Here is a 20,620-nt window from a genome sequence, read left to right on the forward strand (position 1 = left end):
AGAATCGGTATATCTTGATTATTGGGGTGATAAAAATGGAGAAGCTAAGGAGAGAAAAGAGAGGAAAGAAAGAGAGGAAAGAATGAATCAACTTTTAAGTGATTTACAAAAAATTGAATGATAATAGGTGCTAAGCCAGTAAGGCTATGCGCTCACTTGATCTTTTTTGATGGTTCCCTCCTGATCAACTTCAGGAGGGATTTTATTTTCTATAAACCGGCTATGGTTATTTAAAAGTTTTATAAATATCATCAGCCAGTTCTTTTAAAACGGCTTTAGCATTTTCTAAATCTTTTTCTGTTATTCTTTGTTTACTGTCCCCAGCAATATTTTCATTAAGTTTATTTGTCAATTTTGACGGTGCCGATTTATTATCCGGCCACATTTTCCTTGCCAATTGTGCCGTATTTATCGTTGGATTTCTCTCCAGGAATTCTTTTAATTTCATAATGGCAATATAAAAATTACAAAGGAAGATTAGAAACAAAAGATGGTGAAGCTTTTTGTTGTAAGGCGCAAAGATTTTATCTCCGATAAAATTGAATACCGCATCTATTTTTCATTGTCGTAGGCTATTCATTCTAATTTTTTTAATCTTGTTACTATCCGGGCTATCTTTTTAGTCCTGGGTTTTGTTTGAAAAATTGGGGAATTAAGGTTGGGAAACGCTAAGACGCTAAGATCGTAAAAGCTTTCTGTTGTAAGGCGCAAGGATTATATCTCCAATAAAATTGAATACCGCATCTATTTTTCGATATCTGTACATTATAAAAATTCAACAAATGGCTTACGGTTGTCCATTTTTTGTATCTTCATGTACTGAAAGCTTATTAAGATCAATCATGGATAATGACTTCCATTATAATTTCATTGAACCGGATCAGACGATTGCAGATTTTGTAGAAAATCTGGGGACGTTTCAAAACCTTTCTGGAACAGCTAAGGAAGTAGTTATCATTCCTGACGGACGGGTGGACCTGTTCTTTATGCAATCGCCATCTGAACCTTTTTGTGTTACACTTCTGGGGTTGGAAACTTATCCGGAACAAAGAGAAATCCCTTCAAAAACGACAGCTTTTGTCGTCAGTTTTAAGCCTATCGCCGTAGAATATATTTTAAAGACCTCTATTGCCGGTTTATTAAATAAGGGGGAAGTACTTTCCAATGATTTCTGGGGGTTTCAAGCGAATGATTTACAGGATTTTGAGCTTTGCTGTAAAAAAGCAACGCAAAAAATAAGAGAATCGATTCCTGAAAAAACAGATGAAAGAAAACATCAACTTTTTAAACTTATATATGAATCAAAAGGTGAAATGAGTGTAAAGGATCTTTCAGAAAAAATAGGCTGGAGCAGCCGTCAGATCAACCGTTATTTTACAAAACAATTAGGGCTATCCTTAAAAGCTTATTCTACTATTTTACGTTTCAGAACATCATTGGAACATATTGCACAGGGAAAGCTCTTCCCTGAACTCAATTATACCGACCAAAATCACTTTATCAAAGAGGTTAAAAAATTCTCCGGAGTTGCTCCTAAAGAATTGTCTAAAAATAAAAATGACCGATTTGTACTATTATCAGTGTTGAAAGGAAAATAAATTTGCATTGTAAAATTTAAATTAACAATGCTGATAGACAATACATCAATAGCCATCGTCGGTGGTGGTCCTGCAGGACTTACCCTGGCAAGACTTTTACAATTGAAAAACGCGAATGTAAAAGTATATGAAAGAGATCCTAATAAAAATGCACGGGTACAGGGTTCTCCTCTTGATATGCATGAAAATTCCGGACTGGCAGCTTTACGTAAAGCTGACCTGTTGGAAGAATTCAAAAAGACATTCCGTCCCGGTGCAGATAAGACCCTTATTATGAATGAACAGGCTGAAATATTTTTCAGCGACCACGAACTAAAACCTGAGGAAGATTTTGGAGCTGAACATTTCCGTCCGGAAATAGACCGTGGTCCGCTGAGAAATATGCTGCTGGAGTCATTACATCCTGAAACCGTAGTTTGGGACAGTCATTTTTTATCAATGGAGGCCCGGCAGGGAGGCTGGATCCTTCATTTCAAAAATGGAACTTCCGCTTATGCCGATCTTGTGATTGCAGCAGATGGTGCTCATTCTAAAATACGTCCTTACCTCACAGAAATGAAACCTATCTATTCCGGAATCATCATGCTTGAGGGCAATGTTTCAAAGGAAGCGGCCCCGCATATTGATGCACTGATCAAAGGGGGCAAAATAATGGCTTTTGGAAATTCCAAGAATATACTGCTGGGTCAGAAAGGCAACGGTGATCTTGGGTTTTATGCCAGCTTTAAAGCAGATGAAAACTGGAGTGTACACAGTGGCCTGGACTTTTCGGATAAGATGCAGGTTTTGAAATGGTTTAAAATAGAATATTCTGAATGGAACAGCATCTGGGATGAATTATTTGAAAATGCTCAGACTCCTTTTATCCCCCGCCCGATCTACTCTATGCCTTTGAACCAAAGCTGGGAAACAAAGCCCAACTTAACTCTGCTGGGTGATGCCGCTCATGTGATGCCGCCATTTGCAGGTGAAGGTGCCAATATGGCCATGCTGGACTCTCTGGAACTTAGTGAATGTCTGACAAACCATACTTATTCCACTTTACAGGAAGCTATTTCTGCCTATGAAATAAAAATGCGCAAAAGAGCCGGCATTGCCACCCAGGAATCCCTTGAAAACGGAGAACGGATGCATTCTGAAAAAGCGTTAGTTAGTATGCTGAAATTTTTTAATGGTCATATAACTTCATAGTAAACAAAAGGCTGCCTCCAATAAGAGACAGCCTTTTAGTTAATACATCTTTTTTCTCTCCATTTTCAAAAATCTTAATGTGGAGATTTATTCATCTTATTTCTTGATCAACTTATTATTATAAGTGTTTTTGTCATCTTTTATCGTCATTACATACATTCCTTTTACCAGAGAAGCCACATTGATTTTTCCTTCAACTTTTCCCTCCTGAACAAGTCTTCCATCTGCACTGTAGATTTTGTAATCCGCTTTACTTCTAAGGTTCTTCACTTCTACAAATGTATCCGCAGGATTAGGGTAAATAGATACCTCTGATGATTTTATATCTTTTACTTCTCTCACAGCAAGTGTATTATCAGTAATTCTCACAGGAAGATCCATAATACCTCCTGCCTGACTTGGTATTTCACCGCACAAATCATCCAAAGAGCTGGTGGCATACTTACATACAATCCTCATTCTTGTCAACTTATCTCCTGAATACGTAGCTGATGGAACTGTAAAATTAATAGTCCCCATCCCAATATCACCTTTAGGTGCTGTTCCGGATACTTGAGCGATTCTTTCTGACACTTCGAAAACTCCATTTCTATTGTAATCAATCCAGGCAGACATATTTACAGGCATGCTTTGTAATAAGTTTCCTATTCTAGGTGCAATAGTATAGGTGCTACCCTGTGTCAAATTAATAATCTTATTAGGATCTTCACTTAAATCTTTATATGATCTTGCCGTAACATCAGTATAATTAATATTAGCAACAACTACTTTCAAAATTGCTCCTAAATAAGGTGATCCAGAACTTAATATACAGTAATCAACACCTGTCTTTAATCCTTTTGTTTTAAATGAATAGTTATTAGAAAAAACCCCAAGAGATGAATTGACTACAGAAGCCACCTGTACTTCATAATTCGTTTCGTCTTCTAAGTTATTCAACACTACTGAATTTGCAGCACTTACAACATTAGACCAATTCACAGTTCCTTCTTTTCTGTAATTAATTGAATAAGTAGCTCCAGGAATACTGTTCCATGAAACTCTTGCTGTTGTTTTGAAAACCTCAGTATCCAAAGTAGAGATACCTGTAGGAGCTAATGTAGAAGATGTAGGGGCACCTCCTACAGTAATAACAGGAGAAATTGCATAAAATATACTACCTACAGCCGATATTCTTAGTTTAACGGTACCACTTAGGCTACCCGGCATTTGCACATTATAATTTCCTGTATTGGGAGTTGCAGTCACAAGATCTGCCCATGTAATTCCGTTATCAGTGGTGTAATCTATTTTTACAGCTGCTACATTATAAGGAGCTGTATTTGTATTCGCAACATCCCAATATATTGTGTTTACGGCATCATTATACAGTACTGAAGATGTTGTAAGTCCATTGAATTTGAAAGGTCCATCATTTCCTACCGTTACTGAGGTTGTTGAGCTGGAAACCATTGGACGTTGTGGATTTTGATCTCTTACAGTTACTGCATAATTCAAAACACGAGGAATATAAGATACAGTTTCCCATTCTTGCTTGTTAGTTAATCCTCCATTCATTACTGTCTCTAGTTTAGGAAAATATCTTCTTCCATTCGGTGATCCGGGAAGCGATCTTGTGAGGGCTCCTTTTGAATTATATCCCCAACCGCTGTCTCCTGAAATGGTGGAAAATTCATCTGTACTGTCATTCTGCTCCCATGTATAATTTATAGGATCATTTTCAGCATCGGTAGCTGAAGCTTCAAGATAATAAGCGGTACCTTTAGGAATACTATAAGCTGCCAATGGATTGATCACCGGAGCCGTATTATTATTGATATTTTGAGAGACTCCACAATTAAGTTTATTTTCTAAATTAGTTAACACCTGATCAATTGATTTATAATGAAAATATCCATCCGAATTAGCCTGAACATTATCATATGTAATGCCTGCATATCCCATAATAGTTGTTCCTCCTCCAGGCTCTACATTAGCTCCCTCATTAGCATCTGTGACAGATGTGTTGGAAAACGTATGGTTAGCTCCCAGTTGATGTCCCATTTCATGGGCAGCGGTAAAGTCAAAAATTTCACCTACAGGTACAGGTCCTCTGGTAAAAGCTGATCCTTTTTTAATATCCATATTATTAGCGGGATCCGGATCTGTACAGACAATCCCAATTCCTCCGGCATTTCCACTTCTTTCTGCATTTTGATGAAAAACGTGCCCAATATCATAATTGGCATTTCCTACCTCAGAAGTAAGTGTTTGCTGTAATTGAGTATTTAAATCATTTGTATAAGGATCTGTAGCAGCATCAAGATAGATGATTTGTGGGAGATTCTGAACCGTAAAATGAGCTCCAAAATCACGTTCGAAAACACCATTTATTCTTGTCATTGTATTATTCATAGCGGCCAGAACAATTCCTTTTTTTATATCATCGGGAGCATTGCTGGGAGTTCCTGCTGCTGTTAGTTGATATTGGCTGTATTCTCCTGTAGCGGACAATGCCATTCTGAAATCTCTGTATTTTGTGTTAGTTGGTCTGCTGGCAATTCCTACTCCCGAAAGCATTTTTTTACCATTCTCTACTAACTTATTAATGTCATTAAGATGATGTTCTCCCGTTTCGCATTTAAAGCCATGTTCTCCCCTCTCTTTTGTTTTGTAGAAAACTCCATAAGTTTGTTTATCAGCACTTATCGGCTCTATAAACTGAAATACCCCGTCTTTGATAATCATAGACTGCATATCACCTGGAGACGTACTGAATCTCAAATATTTAGAAGGATCATCCACTCCAACTCCTACATAAGAACCTAGCTGATATCTGTCTACCAGAGATCTATCCATCACCGGATTGCTATAGACCGCAAATTTTTCGATTCTTCCTTCTGCAGTTGGTAAAGAAATAATAACAGGTTTTGCATTTCTTCCTGTTTCTGCAGCATCTTTTAGAAGGTTTCTCAGAGATTGTAAGTTTAGCTGGTACGAGTACTGAACTTCAATATTTTTATCTATTTGAGATGATTTTTGAGAAGCAGGTTCCCATCTCTGTCCATAGGTAGCTATACTTCCAGCTACTAATGTACTAACCAATAATAATTTTTTTTTCATAATGTTTTTTAATATTTTTCAAGTATAATTCTTAATGTGAGTAAAGAATAATTTTGGCAAAAACTATCTTCATTTGGTTTTTAATTAAGTAACAAAAAACAATGTCAATTTATATTTTTAAATAGTAAATAGCATTAGATAGATCTACTACATAGATACAACACAATATACAACGTACTGAAATCCAACAACATACAAATCAAGTTGATTATTCTCCTGATGAAAAAAAGATTACAGAATGCTAAAAATTAATGAGAAAAAGAGATAAAGATGTTATCATTGAGCACTTAGAAAGTACACATTTTAATAATCAATTAAAAAAATCGATGATGCATAGAATTTCAACAAAAACAGATAAATGATAAAAAAAAATTAAACAAAAATAATAATGTAGTACGTATGTAGTAGGTGGTTATTTTTGAATTTCATGAAAAATATTCAAATTTGAAAAAGCAAATCACCAAAAAGCTAAATGGTGAAAAAAAACATTTCGAATAACTGCCTGATGGAATCATCAGGCAGTTTTTTATATCGGATTTATACCAAATTATCAAAAAAATGATAAATATCTGTCTCTGTAGGGATATTAAGTCTTTTTCTGATTCTGTATTTTTTCTGCTGAACAGTCCGGTGTTGGATGAGTGTATAACTGGCAATTTCTTTTGAGGTAAAATGTAATTTTAACATAGCACAAAATGTAAGCTCGGAAGCTTCAAGACTAGGATTGATAATGAGAAGCTTATTGATAAACTCAGGATAGCTTTCTTTAAACCTGTTAAAAAATTCAGGATCATTTTTCCTTGCCAGTTCCAGAATTTCGTCCTGTTTATTATCATCTGCTTTGGCTTTTAATTTTTCTGTTTCGACTTTAAGTGCTTCTTTTTTCTTCCTCAGTATGTCTATAATCCTCCAGGCATATATTCCCAGAACAGAAAACCCCACAAGCGATAATAGGATTACCCATTGCACATTTTTATCATGCCTTTTAGTATCTTTTTTGGTTTCATCAATAAAAGATTCCATATCCTTGTTAATGGTTGTAAATATTGCAATATTGGTTTTATCTATTGCATTGGTATAAGCATTTAAATAAAAATAAGCTTTTTCTTTGTCTCCTTTTTTTTCATATACCATTCTGAGATCGTTGTAAATATATTTGGTATAATTAGCATATACACGCCGTGTCTTTTTATCAATTTCAAGGGCCTGTAAAAGCATTTCCTCTGCTTTATCATATTGTCCGTCTACAAAGTACCATTCTCCCATCATCGTATTGGTATAAAGCGCTATCCCATCTTTTTTTCCGGAAATATTGGTCTTATGATAGGCTGTTGCTATATATTTGTAGGCAGAATCCTGATACCTGTAATAAACATAATCTCCTATAGCACATTCTGCGTATCCTGTATTATCAATCTTTTGAGCCTTTTGAAAAAATTTCAATCCTTTCTGGTATTCTTTCTTCAAGGAAAAATAAACACCCAGTCTAATATAAATATCGAAAAGCAGCTTATCTTTTAATTTAGAATTTTCACTTTTATAAATATTATTCAATGCTTTATTATAATTCTCAAAAGCCTTATCCGTTTTGCTAAGTTCAAAATTAAACCGTCCATACGCAGTATAGAATATTGCTTTATGAAGGTTATTTTGAGAATTTTCCAGAACATTTTTTGCTTTACCAAAAAGCACTTCCGATTTTTGAAAATTTCCAAGAGAAATATTCAATTTAGCTAGATTGACATAGGTCAAAGCCTTCCCTTCTTCATAGCCCATTTGATTAGCTTGTCTGTAATATTTTGTATTAAGACTGACAAGAGAATCATATTCCCCGGATAGGCTGAACTGCTCATTTTTTTCCCCTAAAGAAATATCAAAGTTTTCTTCATCCTGTTTACGGGAACGCTGATTACACGAAACCAAAACAATCAGCACAATAAAAAGAAAAAAACGGATCATCATATTTTTTAATATTTTCCAATATAATTTATGAGTAAAAAAACTGTTTTTTTAACAGGTAATAATATTCTCTACTCTTTATACTTCACTTGTTTCACATTGAATAAAACCTTTTTCTAAAATTCATTTGACAATACTATACTTATCATTATTATTTTTTATTATAAACCATCAAAAAAATCATAAATATCTTCTTCTGCCGGAATATCCAGCCTCTTTCTGATCCGGTATTTTTTTTGCTGAACCGACTTATGCTGTACAAAAGTATAATCAGCAATCTCTTTGGATGAAAGACGGAGTTTCAGCATAGCACAGAAAGCCAGTTCAGAATTTTCGAGACCAGGATTAATCTTTAAAAGGGCACCTGCAAAATCCGGATACAGTTCTTTGAATTTCAACAAAAAAGAAGAATCATTTCTTTTCACCAGTTCCATAACTTCCTGAAACATCTTGGTATTTACGTGTCTTTTCAAATCTTCAGTTTCCATTTTTAAACTTCTTTTTTTCAGTCTCAGGGTATTGATAACCTTCCGAACATAGACTCCCGAAACAGTAACTACAGCAATAGCTAATGCAATAGCCAGGGGCAGTTTATTTCTCTTCCAGTCCGATTCTCTCTTTGTTTCCGATATAAATTCATCCAACGTATGATTTATTGCAATTAATTGGGCAGAACTGGATTTTCCCCGTTCTTCCATATATTTTTTCAGATAATAATAGGCTTTGTCCTCTTCATGCATTTTTTTATACATTTCTGCTAAAGATTGATATACTTCTACCATATGTGAAGAATATGTATGTCTTATTTTTACATTAATTCCCAGTGCTTTTTTAAGATTTTTTTCTGCCTCTTTATAATTGTTGATCTCATTATAATAGTAGCCCATCGTATAATATACCCAAAGAGATTCTACATTATTTATTTTCTCGGTCAGTATTTTTTCTTCTGCTCTGTGAATGTATATTCCTGCAGGTTCCAGCTGGTGCGTAAATAAATAATATTGCGCCACCATACAGTTGGTATATGCTGAATTTTCTAATTCATTTGCTTTTAACAAACATTTCAAAGAAGTTCCCGACCACCCTTTCCATGCAAAATAAGCTCCTCTGTTCACCAATAGCCTTGGAAGAAGTTTATCATTGAATTCTGACTTTTTGACATCCTTTACATCATGAAGTGCCTTGTCATTGTATTCTATCGCCTTATCATACAGTTTAAAATGAGAATAATATTTACTATAACTATCATAAAACAACGCTTTATGATATGCATTTCCGGATTTATATAAAGCTTTTTCTGCTTTTTCAAAAAAAACCAAAGCCCTTTCATAATTTCCGGCAGAAACATTCACCCTTGCTATATTGAGATAACAAAGTCCTTTCCCTTCTCTATAACCCAATTTTCCTGCTTTTTTCAAATAGTCTATGTTCAGGCGGATAAGAGCTTCATATTCACCTGATGACAACAAAAAATCATTCTTACTCAGTAAATTGTTATCAAAGGTTTCTTTCTCTTTTTCACTTATATTCTTATGTCCACATGAAACCAAGACCAGTAACAAACCTATACAAAAGATATAGGTGCTAGTCTTCTTTACTTGTTTTAAAAGGTCTAACAACCTCTTTTCAAATTCATATGACAACATATTGATTATCATCCTTTTTTATTGTAAATGATCAAAAAAATCATAAGTATCTTCTTCTGCCGGAATATTCAGCCTCTTTCTGATCCGGTATTTTTTTTGCTGAACCGACTTATGCTGCACAAAAGTATAATCAGCAATCTCTTTGGATGAAAGACGGAGTTTCAGCATAGCACAGAAAGCCAGTTCGGAATTTTCGAGATCGGGATTAATCTTTAAAAGGGCACCTGTAAAATCCGGATATAGTTCTTTGAATTTTAACAGAAAAGAAGAATCATTCCTTTTTACCAGGTCTCGAACTTCCTGAAACTGCTTGGTATGCATATGTTTTTTTAAATCATCGGTTTCCTTTTTTAAGTTTCTCTTTTTCAGTCTCAGTGTATTAATAATCTTTCGAACATAGACTCCTGAAGCAGTGATCGCACCAATGGCTAAAGCAATAGCTAAAGGCAATTTACTTCTATTCCAGTCCGACTCCTTTTTCGTTTCTGTCATAAAATCATCCATCATTTTATTCAGTGTTGTCAATTGAGCAGAACCAGATTTTCCCTCTTCCTCGGTATATTTTTTCAGATAATAATAAGCTCTGTCTTTATCATGCATCTTTTTATATAGTTCTGCCAAAGACTTATAGCAACGTCCTTTGAATACAGAGTAAACGCCTTGTGTTTCTAAAATGAAAAGGGCTTTTTTAAAAGCTTTCTCAGCATCTTCATTACGATTCAACGTATTATAATACTCGCCCATTGTGGAGTATACATAAAAGGACTCCACATCATCTGTTTTATCACTCAACATTTTTTCATTAGCCTTTACAAGATATGTTTCCGCAATATCCGGCTGATGTACAGACAAATAATATTTTGCCAACATACTATTGGTTAACTTTGAATCTTCAAGTTCATTGGCTTTAAGGAAAATTTTCAGTGATGTACCCAACCAGCCTTTTTCCATAAAATAAGTTCCTCTATTCAAATACATCCTGGGAAGAATTCTATCTTTAAGTTTTGATTTTTTTGCTTTATTCATATAATAAAATGCAGTATTGCTATACTCTATTGCCTTATCGGTTAAATTAAGAAATTTGTAATACCTACTATAATTATGATAAAATAAAGCTTTATGAAGTGGATTTTTAGAAATGTCAATATATTCCCTCGCCTTATTGAAAAAAAAATTGGCTTTTTCATAATCCCCAATGGTCACATTAATACATGCAATATTATGATAGCAAATACCCTTACCTTCCGGATAATTCATCTTTTCTGCTTTTTTCAAATACTCTATGTTCAGACGCATAGCAGATTCGTATCCCCAGGTTGACATGTAAGTATGATTTGCAAACACTAAATCGGTATCAAAGGATTCCTTCTCTCTTTCACTTATATTCTTTCCACATGAAACCAAGACAAGCAATAAACCTATACAGAGGGTATAGATTTTAATATTTTTCATGATTTTTTTAATAACTAATTTTACTTCTGATCATTCAACTTATTAACGCTAATTGAAAAAGTATTTTTTCAATTTTTTTCACCCATTCATCTGTAATCATATTATTCATTTTCCTATACCTACCTACGCATCATAAGAAATAATACCAAAACAGAATCCAATTAACATATTATTATATCTTTCGATTATTAATAATTCCTCCATATAAATATACATAATTTATCATACTAAAGGAATACCAGGTATTAATTTAATAAACATTATAATTATTAACGAATTATTTCCCATTTTTCAACCTCAGTCTACTACAAATAAACTAAGAATGCATCTTTTCGCTTAACAAAAAATCTGCCACACCCCTTAATTTTTGACCAAAAACAAGAGTGAAAATACAAATAACATGAAAATTATTCTACCTTTTATTATTTCCAAGTAAAGTGATATACAATCACACATCTTGACAAATAATCAAATACTCGACTTAACTTAATTGACATAAAAAAAATTCTTAACAATTGATGTTATCTGTATCCTAAACTATTCGCATCTTTGCTATGCTATAGCATTACAACTTATCTATGACTATTGAATACAGAAAATTGCATCCGGCTGAAAGCAAAATCTATAGACTGCTCCGGCTGGAAAGCTTGAAAAAGTTTCCTGAATCATTTTGTGCAACCTATGAAGAAGCTCAAAATACGGAAAAGCTAAGAATGGAATTTGATATAGAAAATCAAACGCCGGAAAGATTTGTTTGGGGGGCATTTGCAGATGCTCAGCTTATAGGAATCTGTGTTTTCGTTAAAGATACCGGTTCTTCGGGAAATATCTACCAGATGTATGTCAAAGAAGGATTTCAGGGTAAAAACATAGGGTACGAATTGGTAGAGGCTGTGATTCATGAAGCAAGAAGATTATTTCATCCGATCGATATTTTCCTGGATGTAATTCCGACCAATGAAAGGGCTTACTATTTATACAAAAAGATTGGATTTAAAGAAGTGGAAAAAGAAACGGATTCTAATATAGTCATGAAGTATCATCATTAAAACGATTATTATGAAAAAACTACAGATTTTCCTGTTTTCACTCTGTTTTTCAGCAGCTATAGCACAAAAACAGTACAGTATAGAACTTCTTTTCCTTACGGATACTCATGAAATAGCTCCACATGTTGAAGTAACTTTTATGAAAGAAAACAAAACCGGTGTTATGATTGTAAAAAAAGTAAAAGCCAACGATAAAGGACTTGTAAAGCTTAACCTCTCTGATACTTATTTTGGTACAAAAGACTCATTAATTGTTCAGAGCTATTATTATACTAAGGATACCTATTACTTTGACTATCATGAAGAGTTGTCAAAAAAACCAGTTTCCTTTCAAAAAGACCGTTATTCTTGAACATATTGTTCCTCCGACACTTGAGCAAATTAACAGCTCTCATGTTCCACCACCTCCTATGCTTCCCCAAACTTCAAATAAGAAATCAAAAAAATAATGGTTGGGTTTACATGAGGATCAATATAATTGACCTTTTGCTTAGAATGAAACTTATATAATGAACAGATAACCATTATAACTGAAAAAAAACACCATGCAGAAGTCATTATTTCTACATGGCGTTTGGTGACAGTAGAACATTTCGGTTTTCAAAATCCTGCAAATCATAAGCACCCACCCATTAGTTGTAAACTTTCCAAAACAGATTTCACAAACTAAAAACTGATGAAGACTATAGAACAACTTCAAGAAAAATTCAGCAAAGCTCAAAAGAATTATAAAACGATTAAAAAAAACACAGAACAAAAAGTAATCAGATGGTTTTGGACAACTGACAGCATTTCTAATCTTGAGCCTTTTTATTTCGAGGAAAACCGCTTTCCAAAAGGCAGACTTCATAAAGATGAACCTGTAAAAAAAGAAAATCAGTATCAATATGGTGTTGATGACCATAATGAAATCATTGTTGAAAGACAATTCACGGATCTAAAAGATTTATTTTACGAAATTTTTTATATCAGGGGAAAAGATAGCATAGAAAGCTACCGATTTGATTATAGTATAGAAAAAGAAATAGACCATGTGGAACTTTTCATGTATGAGCATTCAATATTAACTATTAGTTATGCTGTTTTTAAAGACGGTTGGATTAAATATATGTACACTTATAATAAGGGAAAACTGTCAACTAAGACAATGCAGCGTATCTATCAAAACACAGAAGTTCCTGATAGGATATTTGATTACTATTATGACGAAACAGGGCTGCTTCAATCTATAAAAGAAAAGGAGCATTATTGGTATAATAAGCCGAACAAGAAAATTAGCTACAAAAAATTAACCGACCTTGTATCAGAAAAACTTCTTGAAATTCTAAAGCAAAACATTTTACATTATAACATTCAGGAAAAAATCTATTGTATCTATATTTATTATTATCATGAGGAAATGCTCCCGCCTTCAATTGGATTTGGAACCGAGTCAGACCGTAAAGAATGGCTTAATGAAAAAGGGAAAGAAGCAAAATGGATAATTTGGAATCCAATAGACTATTCCCATTCCCTCGAAATTGAGTTGAACGAAGAAACTCAAAATCTGTTTAATTTATACAATCAAGAAACCTCTTTACATCATAAAGAAAATAATACTATAAAAATGATTATAGAATGCTGTAAAAATTTAAAAAATAGTATTTCTGCATTTGAACTCAACAAAACGGATGATTTTGTGGTGGTTGCTTCAGACTATGAACAAAGCGATCTGAAGAAAAATTTTAAACTTATTAACCCTGAATTATTTTACGAATTTAAAAATAAGCTTGTGTAAAAAAGCTAGAGCAAAAAAAGATTTTCACGTCAGTTTAGCTGAAGTGCAACGCTCAACAACAGTTTTTTAGTTGAACTTTAATAAGGATATTAGCTTTTATGCTTCATGTTCTCGCCCAAACGTAAAGTCGAAAAAAGTAGTGATAATTTTACAGAACCAACCTACACCAACAAAAACGAACAAAATATGAAGACACTTGAAGATTTAATACACCTGGAAGAGCCAGGTTGGGAATTAGTAACAGAATGGTTAAATGAAGCCCAAAACGAATATGAAATTTTACCAAAAGACGAGAAAAGAGCAGAAAAAGAACTTGTGAATACTCAAGTCACAACACGTTCGTCAATGGGTGCTGTAATCTACGAAACGGGCGGTATATTAATTGACAACGGCTGGCTTAGAATTTTAGGTTCAGGAAGTAAAAAACTAGACCGGGGTTTGGCTGAATGGAATAAAGGAAAAACTTTTGAAAATTATGGTGACCAACCCTCACATTTTTTAATTGCCGACGATGTAATCGGTGGATATTTTGCCCTAAACGCCGGCGGAATTGGAAGTGAGATTGGGAAAGTTTATTATTTACCACAAGACACTCTTGAATGGGAATGTTTAGACACCAACTATTTTGAATTTCTTTATTGGGCTTTGGTTGGTGATATCAATACGTTTTATGAGATTTTCAGATGGAAAAATTGGCAAGACGACGTAAAAAAAGCAAGCGGCAACCAAGTCTATTCATTTGTACCATTTTTATGGACTAAAGAAGGAAAAGACATAGAAAAAACAGCCAGAAAATTAGTGCCGATTGAAGAAAACTATAATTTGACTATAGGATCTGCAAAGCTTGCCCCATAGTAACCCGTTCAAATTGACCCGTTAATTCTGTCAGTAATTATAAAACCTCTCGAAGGAGGAAGCACAAATTAAGCAGTCGAGACGTAAATTAATTCATAGATGATTTTTAATTTTCATGGTATTTGTATACGATTTTTAAAGTAGTACCTCATAACGTTTGCTACAGCGGTGTGTTTTTTTCGATATTTGCACATGGCTCTATTTATAACTTTGGATAATGTCTATAAACTGTACAATCTTGATCCTTTAAAAAAGACGGAAGGGATAGTTATTCTTAATCAGCAAAATGACCCCAATAAGAAATATACAAGTCATAGTCGACTATTTGATGGTCTATTACTAGGGTTCATGGTCCAAGGATCCATGAAATCGCAAATCCATTTTTTAGAGTATGAAATAAATACGGGTGATATTGCTATTTTACAACCACAATTGATGATCGACACAAAGTCATTAAGTGAAGATGCACAAATAGTCACAATTGGTCTTTCATTAGATTTTATTACAGAATTTCCCATTCTACGTGAGTTTGTAATGAATAATCAAATTAGATGGCAACCAATTATCAGACTTCAACCCGAAGACATAACGCTTCAAAATGAATTATTGACCCTTATACAAAACTTCTATCATAAAAAACCGAGTCCTCATAAGACACAAATGCTACGGCATCTTGTTATGGTTCTCATTAGTATGATTTCTGAGGTATATTCTCATTTAGCGAATAACAAAAGCTTAGTAAAAAACCGAACACATGAGATTATAGACGATTTTTATCTACTCATTTCAAAGCATGCTAACGAACAAAGAAACGTTGCATTTTATGCTAAAAAACTACATTTAACACCACAATATCTTTCCTCTTTCCTGAAACAGAAAACTGGAAAATCTGCATTACAGTGGATTGATCATATCACAATTCTGCATGCTAAAACCTTATTAAAATCCTCTAATTTATCAATTAAAGAAATTAGCAATGAGCTTTATTTTGAAGAAACCAGTGTCTTTTGCAGATACTTTAAAAGAATAGTAGGAATGTCACCAAAAACATATAGAAACGAATCATAATGTATATCGTTTATGTACGAACACTATTTACAGATCACTGAACATTATTAGCTTTCAAATTGTATGTAAACACCATTAAATTGTTAATACCTTCTTTTTATCTCTGTATAATTTTACAGCATGAAAAAAACAGGTAGAAAAGCAGCTATTGGATTTATATTTATCACGTTGTTGATTGATATTACAGGTTGGGGAATTATACTTCCCGTGGTTCCTAAACTCATTGGAGAGCTTATCCATAGTGACCTTAGTGAAGCTGCAAAATATGGAGGTTGGCTCGGCTTCACTTATGCTATTACGCAATTTATATTTGCACCTATAGTGGGCAACCTCAGTGATCAATATGGAAGACGTCCAATTATTTTAATTTCTCTTTTTGGATTTGCTATTGACTATGTGCTATTAGCAATTGCCCCTTCCATGGGTTGGTTGTTTTTTGGAAGAATCATTGCAGGGCTTACTGGGGCTAGCCTTTCAACTGCCAGTGCATATATAGCAGACATATCCACCGATGAAGATAGAGCCAAAAATTTCGGCTTAATAGGTGCAGCTTTTGGATTAGGGTTTATTATAGGCCCAGTAATCGGGGGGTTACTTGGACATTATGGAGCAAGAGTTCCCTTTTATGTTGCGGCTATATTATGCATGGTTAATTTTCTTTACGGGTTGTTTGTACTACCAGAAAGTTTAGAAAAAGATAAACGTCGATCATTTAGCTGGAAACGTGCAAATCCTATAGGAACATTTAATTTTTTGAGAAAACAATCAAAAATATCAACCCTTGTCGTTGCTTTAATTTTCGTCTATGTGGCTCTCCATGCTGTACAGAGCAACTGGCATTTCTTTACCATGTATAAATTTAATTGGACAGAACGAATGGTAGGCTTATCACTTGGGTTTCTTGGGTTATTGATAGGATTAGTACAAGGAGTTCTAATAAGATGGACAATCCTAAAATTAGGAGAACAGAAAAGTGTATATCTTGGGTTGCTATTCTATGCCTTGGGTTTAATGCTGTTTGCATTTACCAATCAAGGGTGGATGATGTTTGTTTTCCTTATCCCATATTCTTTAGGAGGAATCTGTGGACCGGCATTACAATCAATAATCAGTAAAAATGTCCCTTCAAATGAGCAGGGCGAACTTCAGGGGGCATTAGCAAGTTTAGTGAGTGCTACTTCTATTATAGGCCCTCCGATCATGACCAACTTATTCTATTATTTCACCCATGATAAAGCGCCATTTGAATTTTCAGGAGCGCCATTTTTTCTAGCATCCATTTTAATGGCTATTAGTGCAATTATTATATATTTTTCTTTTCAACGAAAAAGTAAACAGTAATCTAAAGATTAAAAAATCAGTCAAATAACTTTTATACCATTTTTATTAAAACTATAGAGTAAATAATTGATTCTCCATCACTACCCATTTCCACAAATTTCAAATTGAATGTAAAAAGCTTCCCTGAATTTTTGGTTTTTGATGGAATACTACATCGAAGTCTAAGAATAAATTCAGCAACCGAACCTGTCTATCAGCGTACCAATAAACTTAAGAGCAAAAAAATAGGACAAATCTAGATTGTTTAGATTTGTCCTATTAAGTGACCCGGCTGGGATTCGAACCCAGGACCCATACATTAAAAGTGTATTGCTCTACCAGCTGAGCTACCGAGTCGGTCATCTACTTTTTGATGTTTCCATTTTTAAGTAAATCCCTTTGTTTAAGGGACTGCAAAGATAGAAAAATACTTTTTAACTCCAACTTTTTTTCACACTTTTATTCGATAAATTTCACGCCACAGAAGAAGTTTGCAGATTTACAGTCATCCATTGACGACTCCTTTATTTCTAAGTAATTGTTAATTAAATTATTGCTCACAAAAACGCCATGCGAAAAACAACACATGACGTTTTACTGAATTTATACCTTAATTTTCTCCCATCCTGAAAAGCTACCATATATTGACTAGAAGCTCAATTGAATAGTATTTATGTTCCAATAATCCAGTAGCTGCTTCCGTCATCCAGCAAGGTCACCGCTGAAAACGGCAGGCTGACAGATATATTAGTTTGTTTATCTATCTGACTTGCAGATTGAATCAATATCTTATTTGGCGAATTATCCATTTTTTTAATCACTATTTTCCTGCCTTTTTGAGATGAACTTGGTAAAGTAAGGGTAACCTCTACAGAAGAGGTATCTACCAGAATAATTTCATCTGATTCTGCAATAGAATAATCGGCAGCTATTGTTTTAACAGAAGTCTGAATGTCAATAATATCTCCCTGAGCATTAGTTCCCAATTGAGTTGCCCCTTTAAGATTTGTCAACCGCACCCCTGATGTGTTGGGCTCAGCACTTTTAACTTCTAAGCTATTGCCTGGTGCAGCAGCATTAATTCCTATATTGGCATAGGTATTCACGCCGGCATTTATGTTGGTTCCGTAAACGCTGTTCCCTATATTGAGTTGATTGCTTCCTGATATATCCTTTAATTCAGTATTCGATCCCAAAACAATATTATTTGATCCGGAAACCTGATTCAGACCAGCTTTATTACCAACTATGACATTATTGTCTCCCGTAAACCATCCTATACCTGAATACGCCCCCAATGCGACGTTCTGATTTCCCGAAGTTTGATTGGCTAAAGACAAAAATCCCAGAGCTGTATTTTCAAGCCCCTTTGGATTATTAGCCATTACATCAGTACCAATAGCAATATTATGGCTTCCGGTTTTATTTCCTCCCAGACTTCGATATCCTACCCCAATATTCCATTTTCCACTTGTATTCCATTTTAATGCCTCAAATCCGACCGCTGTATTTGCTTCACCAACGGTATTAGATGTTAAACTAAAACTTCCTACCGCCGTATTATCATGGGCCTTCATATTTCCATCCTCCCCTTTGAGACTTTCATACCCGATGGCTGTATTCCATCGTCCTATTAACCCTACATTCCCTTTATAAGAGCCTACCCCAAAAGAAGTATTATAGATCCCCACTCCACTCAATCTGCCGGCTATTACCCCACCACGCTTCAATATAAGATCCTGATTGTCATTCGTTCCTATAAAATTTGTTTCCGGACTGGTACCGCTGTTTCCGAGCGTCCCCCAGGTATTAGTGGAGGCTCCCAGTAAAGCCCAACGACTTCCATTCCAATAATGATATCCCGGAATAACAGCATTTACCCCGGTACCTGATGTCACAGTGTTATATATCAGGAGCCCTACTGCCGGATTTGCAATGGTGAGGGTATCCTGAACTCCCGTTAAAGTAATTCTTGGAGGAAGAAAACCTTTGTTTTTGGCTGTTACATCCAAGGCCGCCGAAGCATGGGGCTCGGGTGTATTGATCCCGACTTGCCCATACAACTCTACTGCGCTAAAGATGGAAAGGATTATTATTGTTAATTTCTGTACCACTACATGTATTACACTTCTATCTTTCATCATAATTTAATTATTTTCAGCAACAATACTAATTCCAAGTTGGGCAATTAAAATTAAATAACTTTGTTTGTTACGATCTAAAACCCAGATGTATTTTAAAGTAGAGGTTATCTCTAATTTCCACTTTAAGACCTTGATAAAAATAGTATTATGAACTTATTTTTTAGAGGGGCAAAATTACAGGGGCAAATTTGTAATGTTTAAAAAAAACATACAAATCCTATCTGACAGATTAACAAAAGGGTATTTACAATATGATAAACGACTGAAAACAAACACATTGAATCAATAAAAAGAATCAAAAAAAACAGATATACGATGGAGATTATTTTTGTAAAACTTTCTGTTTATGATTCTTTTATTGCAAATTCCGGTAAAGATGACAGTATTTTTTCACTCCTCTTTAAGCTCTGAAAACTTCGAAAACCGGAAAGATATACCAATTCATCTATATCCATATCTTTATTTTCAGGTAACCCTTTAAGATAGTAGAATTCCTCAAGCCTGAATTTGTTGATATACATGCTGAAGTTAAGCCCGTAGGTGGTATTGATAAATGAAGACAGATAGGTACGGTTCGTTGCAAAAACAGGTACCAGGTCTGTAATTTTCAAATAGGGATCCAGATAGGGTTTTTTAGTCATCATATACGCATGAACCTCTTTGTGGCTAAGGTAATCATTTCCATTTTTCTCCAGATCTGAAAACTTGTCTACTATTATATCTTCTGTAAGAAGTACAAAATTTTGCTGAAAAATATTATAACAGAGTACCACATTAAACATAAGGACCGACAGATTAGGAACTAAAAGACCTATGAACCTTATGTATATATCATTAGAAGTAAAATAATATAATATTGGAAAAGGAAAGATCAAAAGAGCCATACCAAAAATTTGATAAAGCCATGTTAATGAAGACACTATAGTGTCAGATGAATACTGTATAATTTCATTCCTGTAATGGATAAGCCTTTTAACAGACAGATAAACATAAATAACCAAGACAACAAGTCTTATGTAAAATCGACTATAATTAAAAATGATATATACTTCCTGTCCTTTTATCCAGTTAGGTAATTTATCACTTGTATCTGTCTTTAATTCCTCCGGAGCCATTGAAAACAAAACACCATACAGCAAAGCCAATAAAAAGGGCAAAACATAATGAGACAGTTTAAAATCCTCAGAGGTCCTCAACCGGGTAAGCTTAAAAACAAAATGATAAAAAAGTACCGGAAGTACAAGCATTGCAAAGAAATTAAGAGCCTTTAGCTGTATAAATACCTGAGTGTTGAAATTATAAAAAAATATGGTCAGCAAATAGACTACTTCTACTGTAAAACTAGTAATAAGCAATAGAATCATTCTTTTCACAAACTTATCCAGGTTTTTTGTCGCTATTTTCATCAAAAGCAACACCATGCAAAGCAACGCTGAAAATATTGAAATCGAAAAAGACA

General features: G+C 34.2%; 15 protein-coding genes and 1 tRNA gene. 8 read left to right on the top strand and 8 right to left on the bottom strand.

Features of this window, described 5'->3' with window-relative positions; all coding sequences use genetic code 11:
• Positions 1 to 226: 226 nt before the first annotated feature.
• Positions 227 to 448 carry a hypothetical protein gene (locus DRF57_RS13025; RefSeq protein ID WP_115918885.1) on the bottom strand — a complete coding sequence of 74 codons (222 nt, stop codon included), beginning with the start codon at positions 446 to 448 and terminating at the stop codon, positions 227 to 229.
• A gap of 334 nt (positions 449 to 782) precedes the next feature.
• Here DRF57_RS13025 and DRF57_RS13030 point away from each other — a divergent pair, with 334 nt between their 5' ends.
• Together DRF57_RS13030 and DRF57_RS13035 are read left to right on the top strand one after the other, a co-directional pair.
• Entirely contained in the window at positions 783 to 1,598 is an 816-nt protein-coding gene (locus DRF57_RS13030; RefSeq protein ID WP_228450263.1) for a helix-turn-helix domain-containing protein, read from the top strand.
• Positions 1,599 to 1,625: 27 nt separating this feature from the next.
• Positions 1,626 to 2,789 (top strand): FAD-dependent oxidoreductase, encoded by a 1,164-nt coding sequence (locus DRF57_RS13035; RefSeq protein ID WP_115918889.1) that lies wholly within the window; start codon positions 1,626 to 1,628, stop codon positions 2,787 to 2,789.
• A 96-nt stretch (positions 2,790 to 2,885) separates the two neighbouring features.
• On the opposite strand, the gene DRF57_RS13040 is transcribed toward DRF57_RS13035, so the two are convergent.
• From DRF57_RS13040 to DRF57_RS13055, 4 genes are all read right to left on the bottom strand, one after another.
• Complete coding sequence (locus DRF57_RS13040; protein WP_115918891.1) at positions 2,886 to 5,891, bottom strand: reprolysin-like metallopeptidase; 3,006 nt, start codon at positions 5,889 to 5,891, stop codon at positions 2,886 to 2,888.
• A 537-nt stretch (positions 5,892 to 6,428) separates the two neighbouring features.
• Positions 6,429 to 7,853 (bottom strand): tetratricopeptide repeat protein, encoded by a 1,425-nt coding sequence (locus tag DRF57_RS13045; RefSeq protein WP_115918893.1) that lies wholly within the window; start codon positions 7,851 to 7,853, stop codon positions 6,429 to 6,431.
• Between the two features lie 158 nt (positions 7,854 to 8,011).
• Positions 8,012 to 9,508 carry a tetratricopeptide repeat protein gene (locus DRF57_RS13050; protein WP_167449371.1) on the bottom strand — a complete coding sequence of 499 codons (1,497 nt, stop codon included), beginning with the start codon at positions 9,506 to 9,508 and terminating at the stop codon, positions 8,012 to 8,014.
• Between the two features lie 6 nt (positions 9,509 to 9,514).
• Positions 9,515 to 10,948 carry a tetratricopeptide repeat protein gene (locus DRF57_RS13055; protein ID WP_115918897.1) on the bottom strand — a complete coding sequence of 478 codons (1,434 nt, stop codon included), beginning with the start codon at positions 10,946 to 10,948 and terminating at the stop codon, positions 9,515 to 9,517.
• 578 nt (positions 10,949 to 11,526) lie between these two features.
• On the opposite strand from DRF57_RS13055, the gene DRF57_RS13060 reads away from it, so the two are divergent.
• The 6 genes from DRF57_RS13060 (at position 11,527) to DRF57_RS13085 (ending at position 17,038) form a co-directional block, all read left to right on the top strand.
• Positions 11,527 to 11,997 (top strand): GNAT family N-acetyltransferase, encoded by a 471-nt coding sequence (locus DRF57_RS13060; protein ID WP_115918898.1) that lies wholly within the window; start codon positions 11,527 to 11,529, stop codon positions 11,995 to 11,997.
• 10 nt (positions 11,998 to 12,007) lie between these two features.
• Positions 12,008 to 12,349, top strand: a complete 342-nt coding sequence (locus DRF57_RS13065) for a hypothetical protein (RefSeq protein ID WP_115918900.1) — start codon at positions 12,008 to 12,010, stop codon at positions 12,347 to 12,349.
• A gap of 324 nt (positions 12,350 to 12,673) precedes the next feature.
• A complete protein-coding gene (locus tag DRF57_RS13070; protein WP_115918902.1) occupies positions 12,674 to 13,774 on the top strand; it encodes a hypothetical protein in 1,101 nt (366 codons plus the stop codon).
• 186 nt (positions 13,775 to 13,960) lie between these two features.
• Positions 13,961 to 14,629, top strand: a complete 669-nt coding sequence (locus DRF57_RS13075; RefSeq protein ID WP_115918904.1) for a DUF2625 domain-containing protein — start codon at positions 13,961 to 13,963, stop codon at positions 14,627 to 14,629.
• Positions 14,630 to 14,821: 192 nt separating this feature from the next.
• The gene (locus DRF57_RS13080; RefSeq protein ID WP_115918906.1) at positions 14,822 to 15,697 is read left to right on the top strand and encodes a helix-turn-helix domain-containing protein; all 876 of its coding nucleotides are present in this window, start codon (positions 14,822 to 14,824) and stop codon (positions 15,695 to 15,697) included.
• A 120-nt stretch (positions 15,698 to 15,817) separates the two neighbouring features.
• The gene (locus tag DRF57_RS13085) at positions 15,818 to 17,038 is read left to right on the top strand and encodes a TCR/Tet family MFS transporter (protein WP_115918908.1); all 1,221 of its coding nucleotides are present in this window, start codon (positions 15,818 to 15,820) and stop codon (positions 17,036 to 17,038) included.
• Positions 17,039 to 17,301: 263 nt separating this feature from the next.
• On the opposite strand, the gene DRF57_RS13090 is transcribed toward DRF57_RS13085, so the two are convergent.
• From DRF57_RS13090 to DRF57_RS13100, 3 genes are all read right to left on the bottom strand, one after another.
• Positions 17,302 to 17,374: transfer RNA gene (locus DRF57_RS13090), tRNA-Lys, on the bottom strand.
• Positions 17,375 to 17,688: 314 nt separating this feature from the next.
• On the bottom strand, positions 17,689 to 19,161 hold the full coding sequence (locus DRF57_RS13095; protein WP_115918910.1) for a hypothetical protein: 1,473 nt from the start codon (positions 19,159 to 19,161) through the stop codon (positions 17,689 to 17,691).
• Positions 19,162 to 19,505: 344 nt separating this feature from the next.
• Positions 19,506 to 20,567, bottom strand: coding sequence for a hypothetical protein (locus DRF57_RS13100; RefSeq protein WP_115918912.1), 1,062 nt, complete (start codon positions 20,565 to 20,567; stop codon positions 19,506 to 19,508).
• Positions 20,568 to 20,620: the final 53 nt, after the last annotated feature.

This window comes from Chryseobacterium rhizosphaerae (assembly GCF_003385455.1).
Taxonomy (GTDB): Bacteria; Bacteroidota; Bacteroidia; order Flavobacteriales; family Weeksellaceae; genus Chryseobacterium; species Chryseobacterium rhizosphaerae.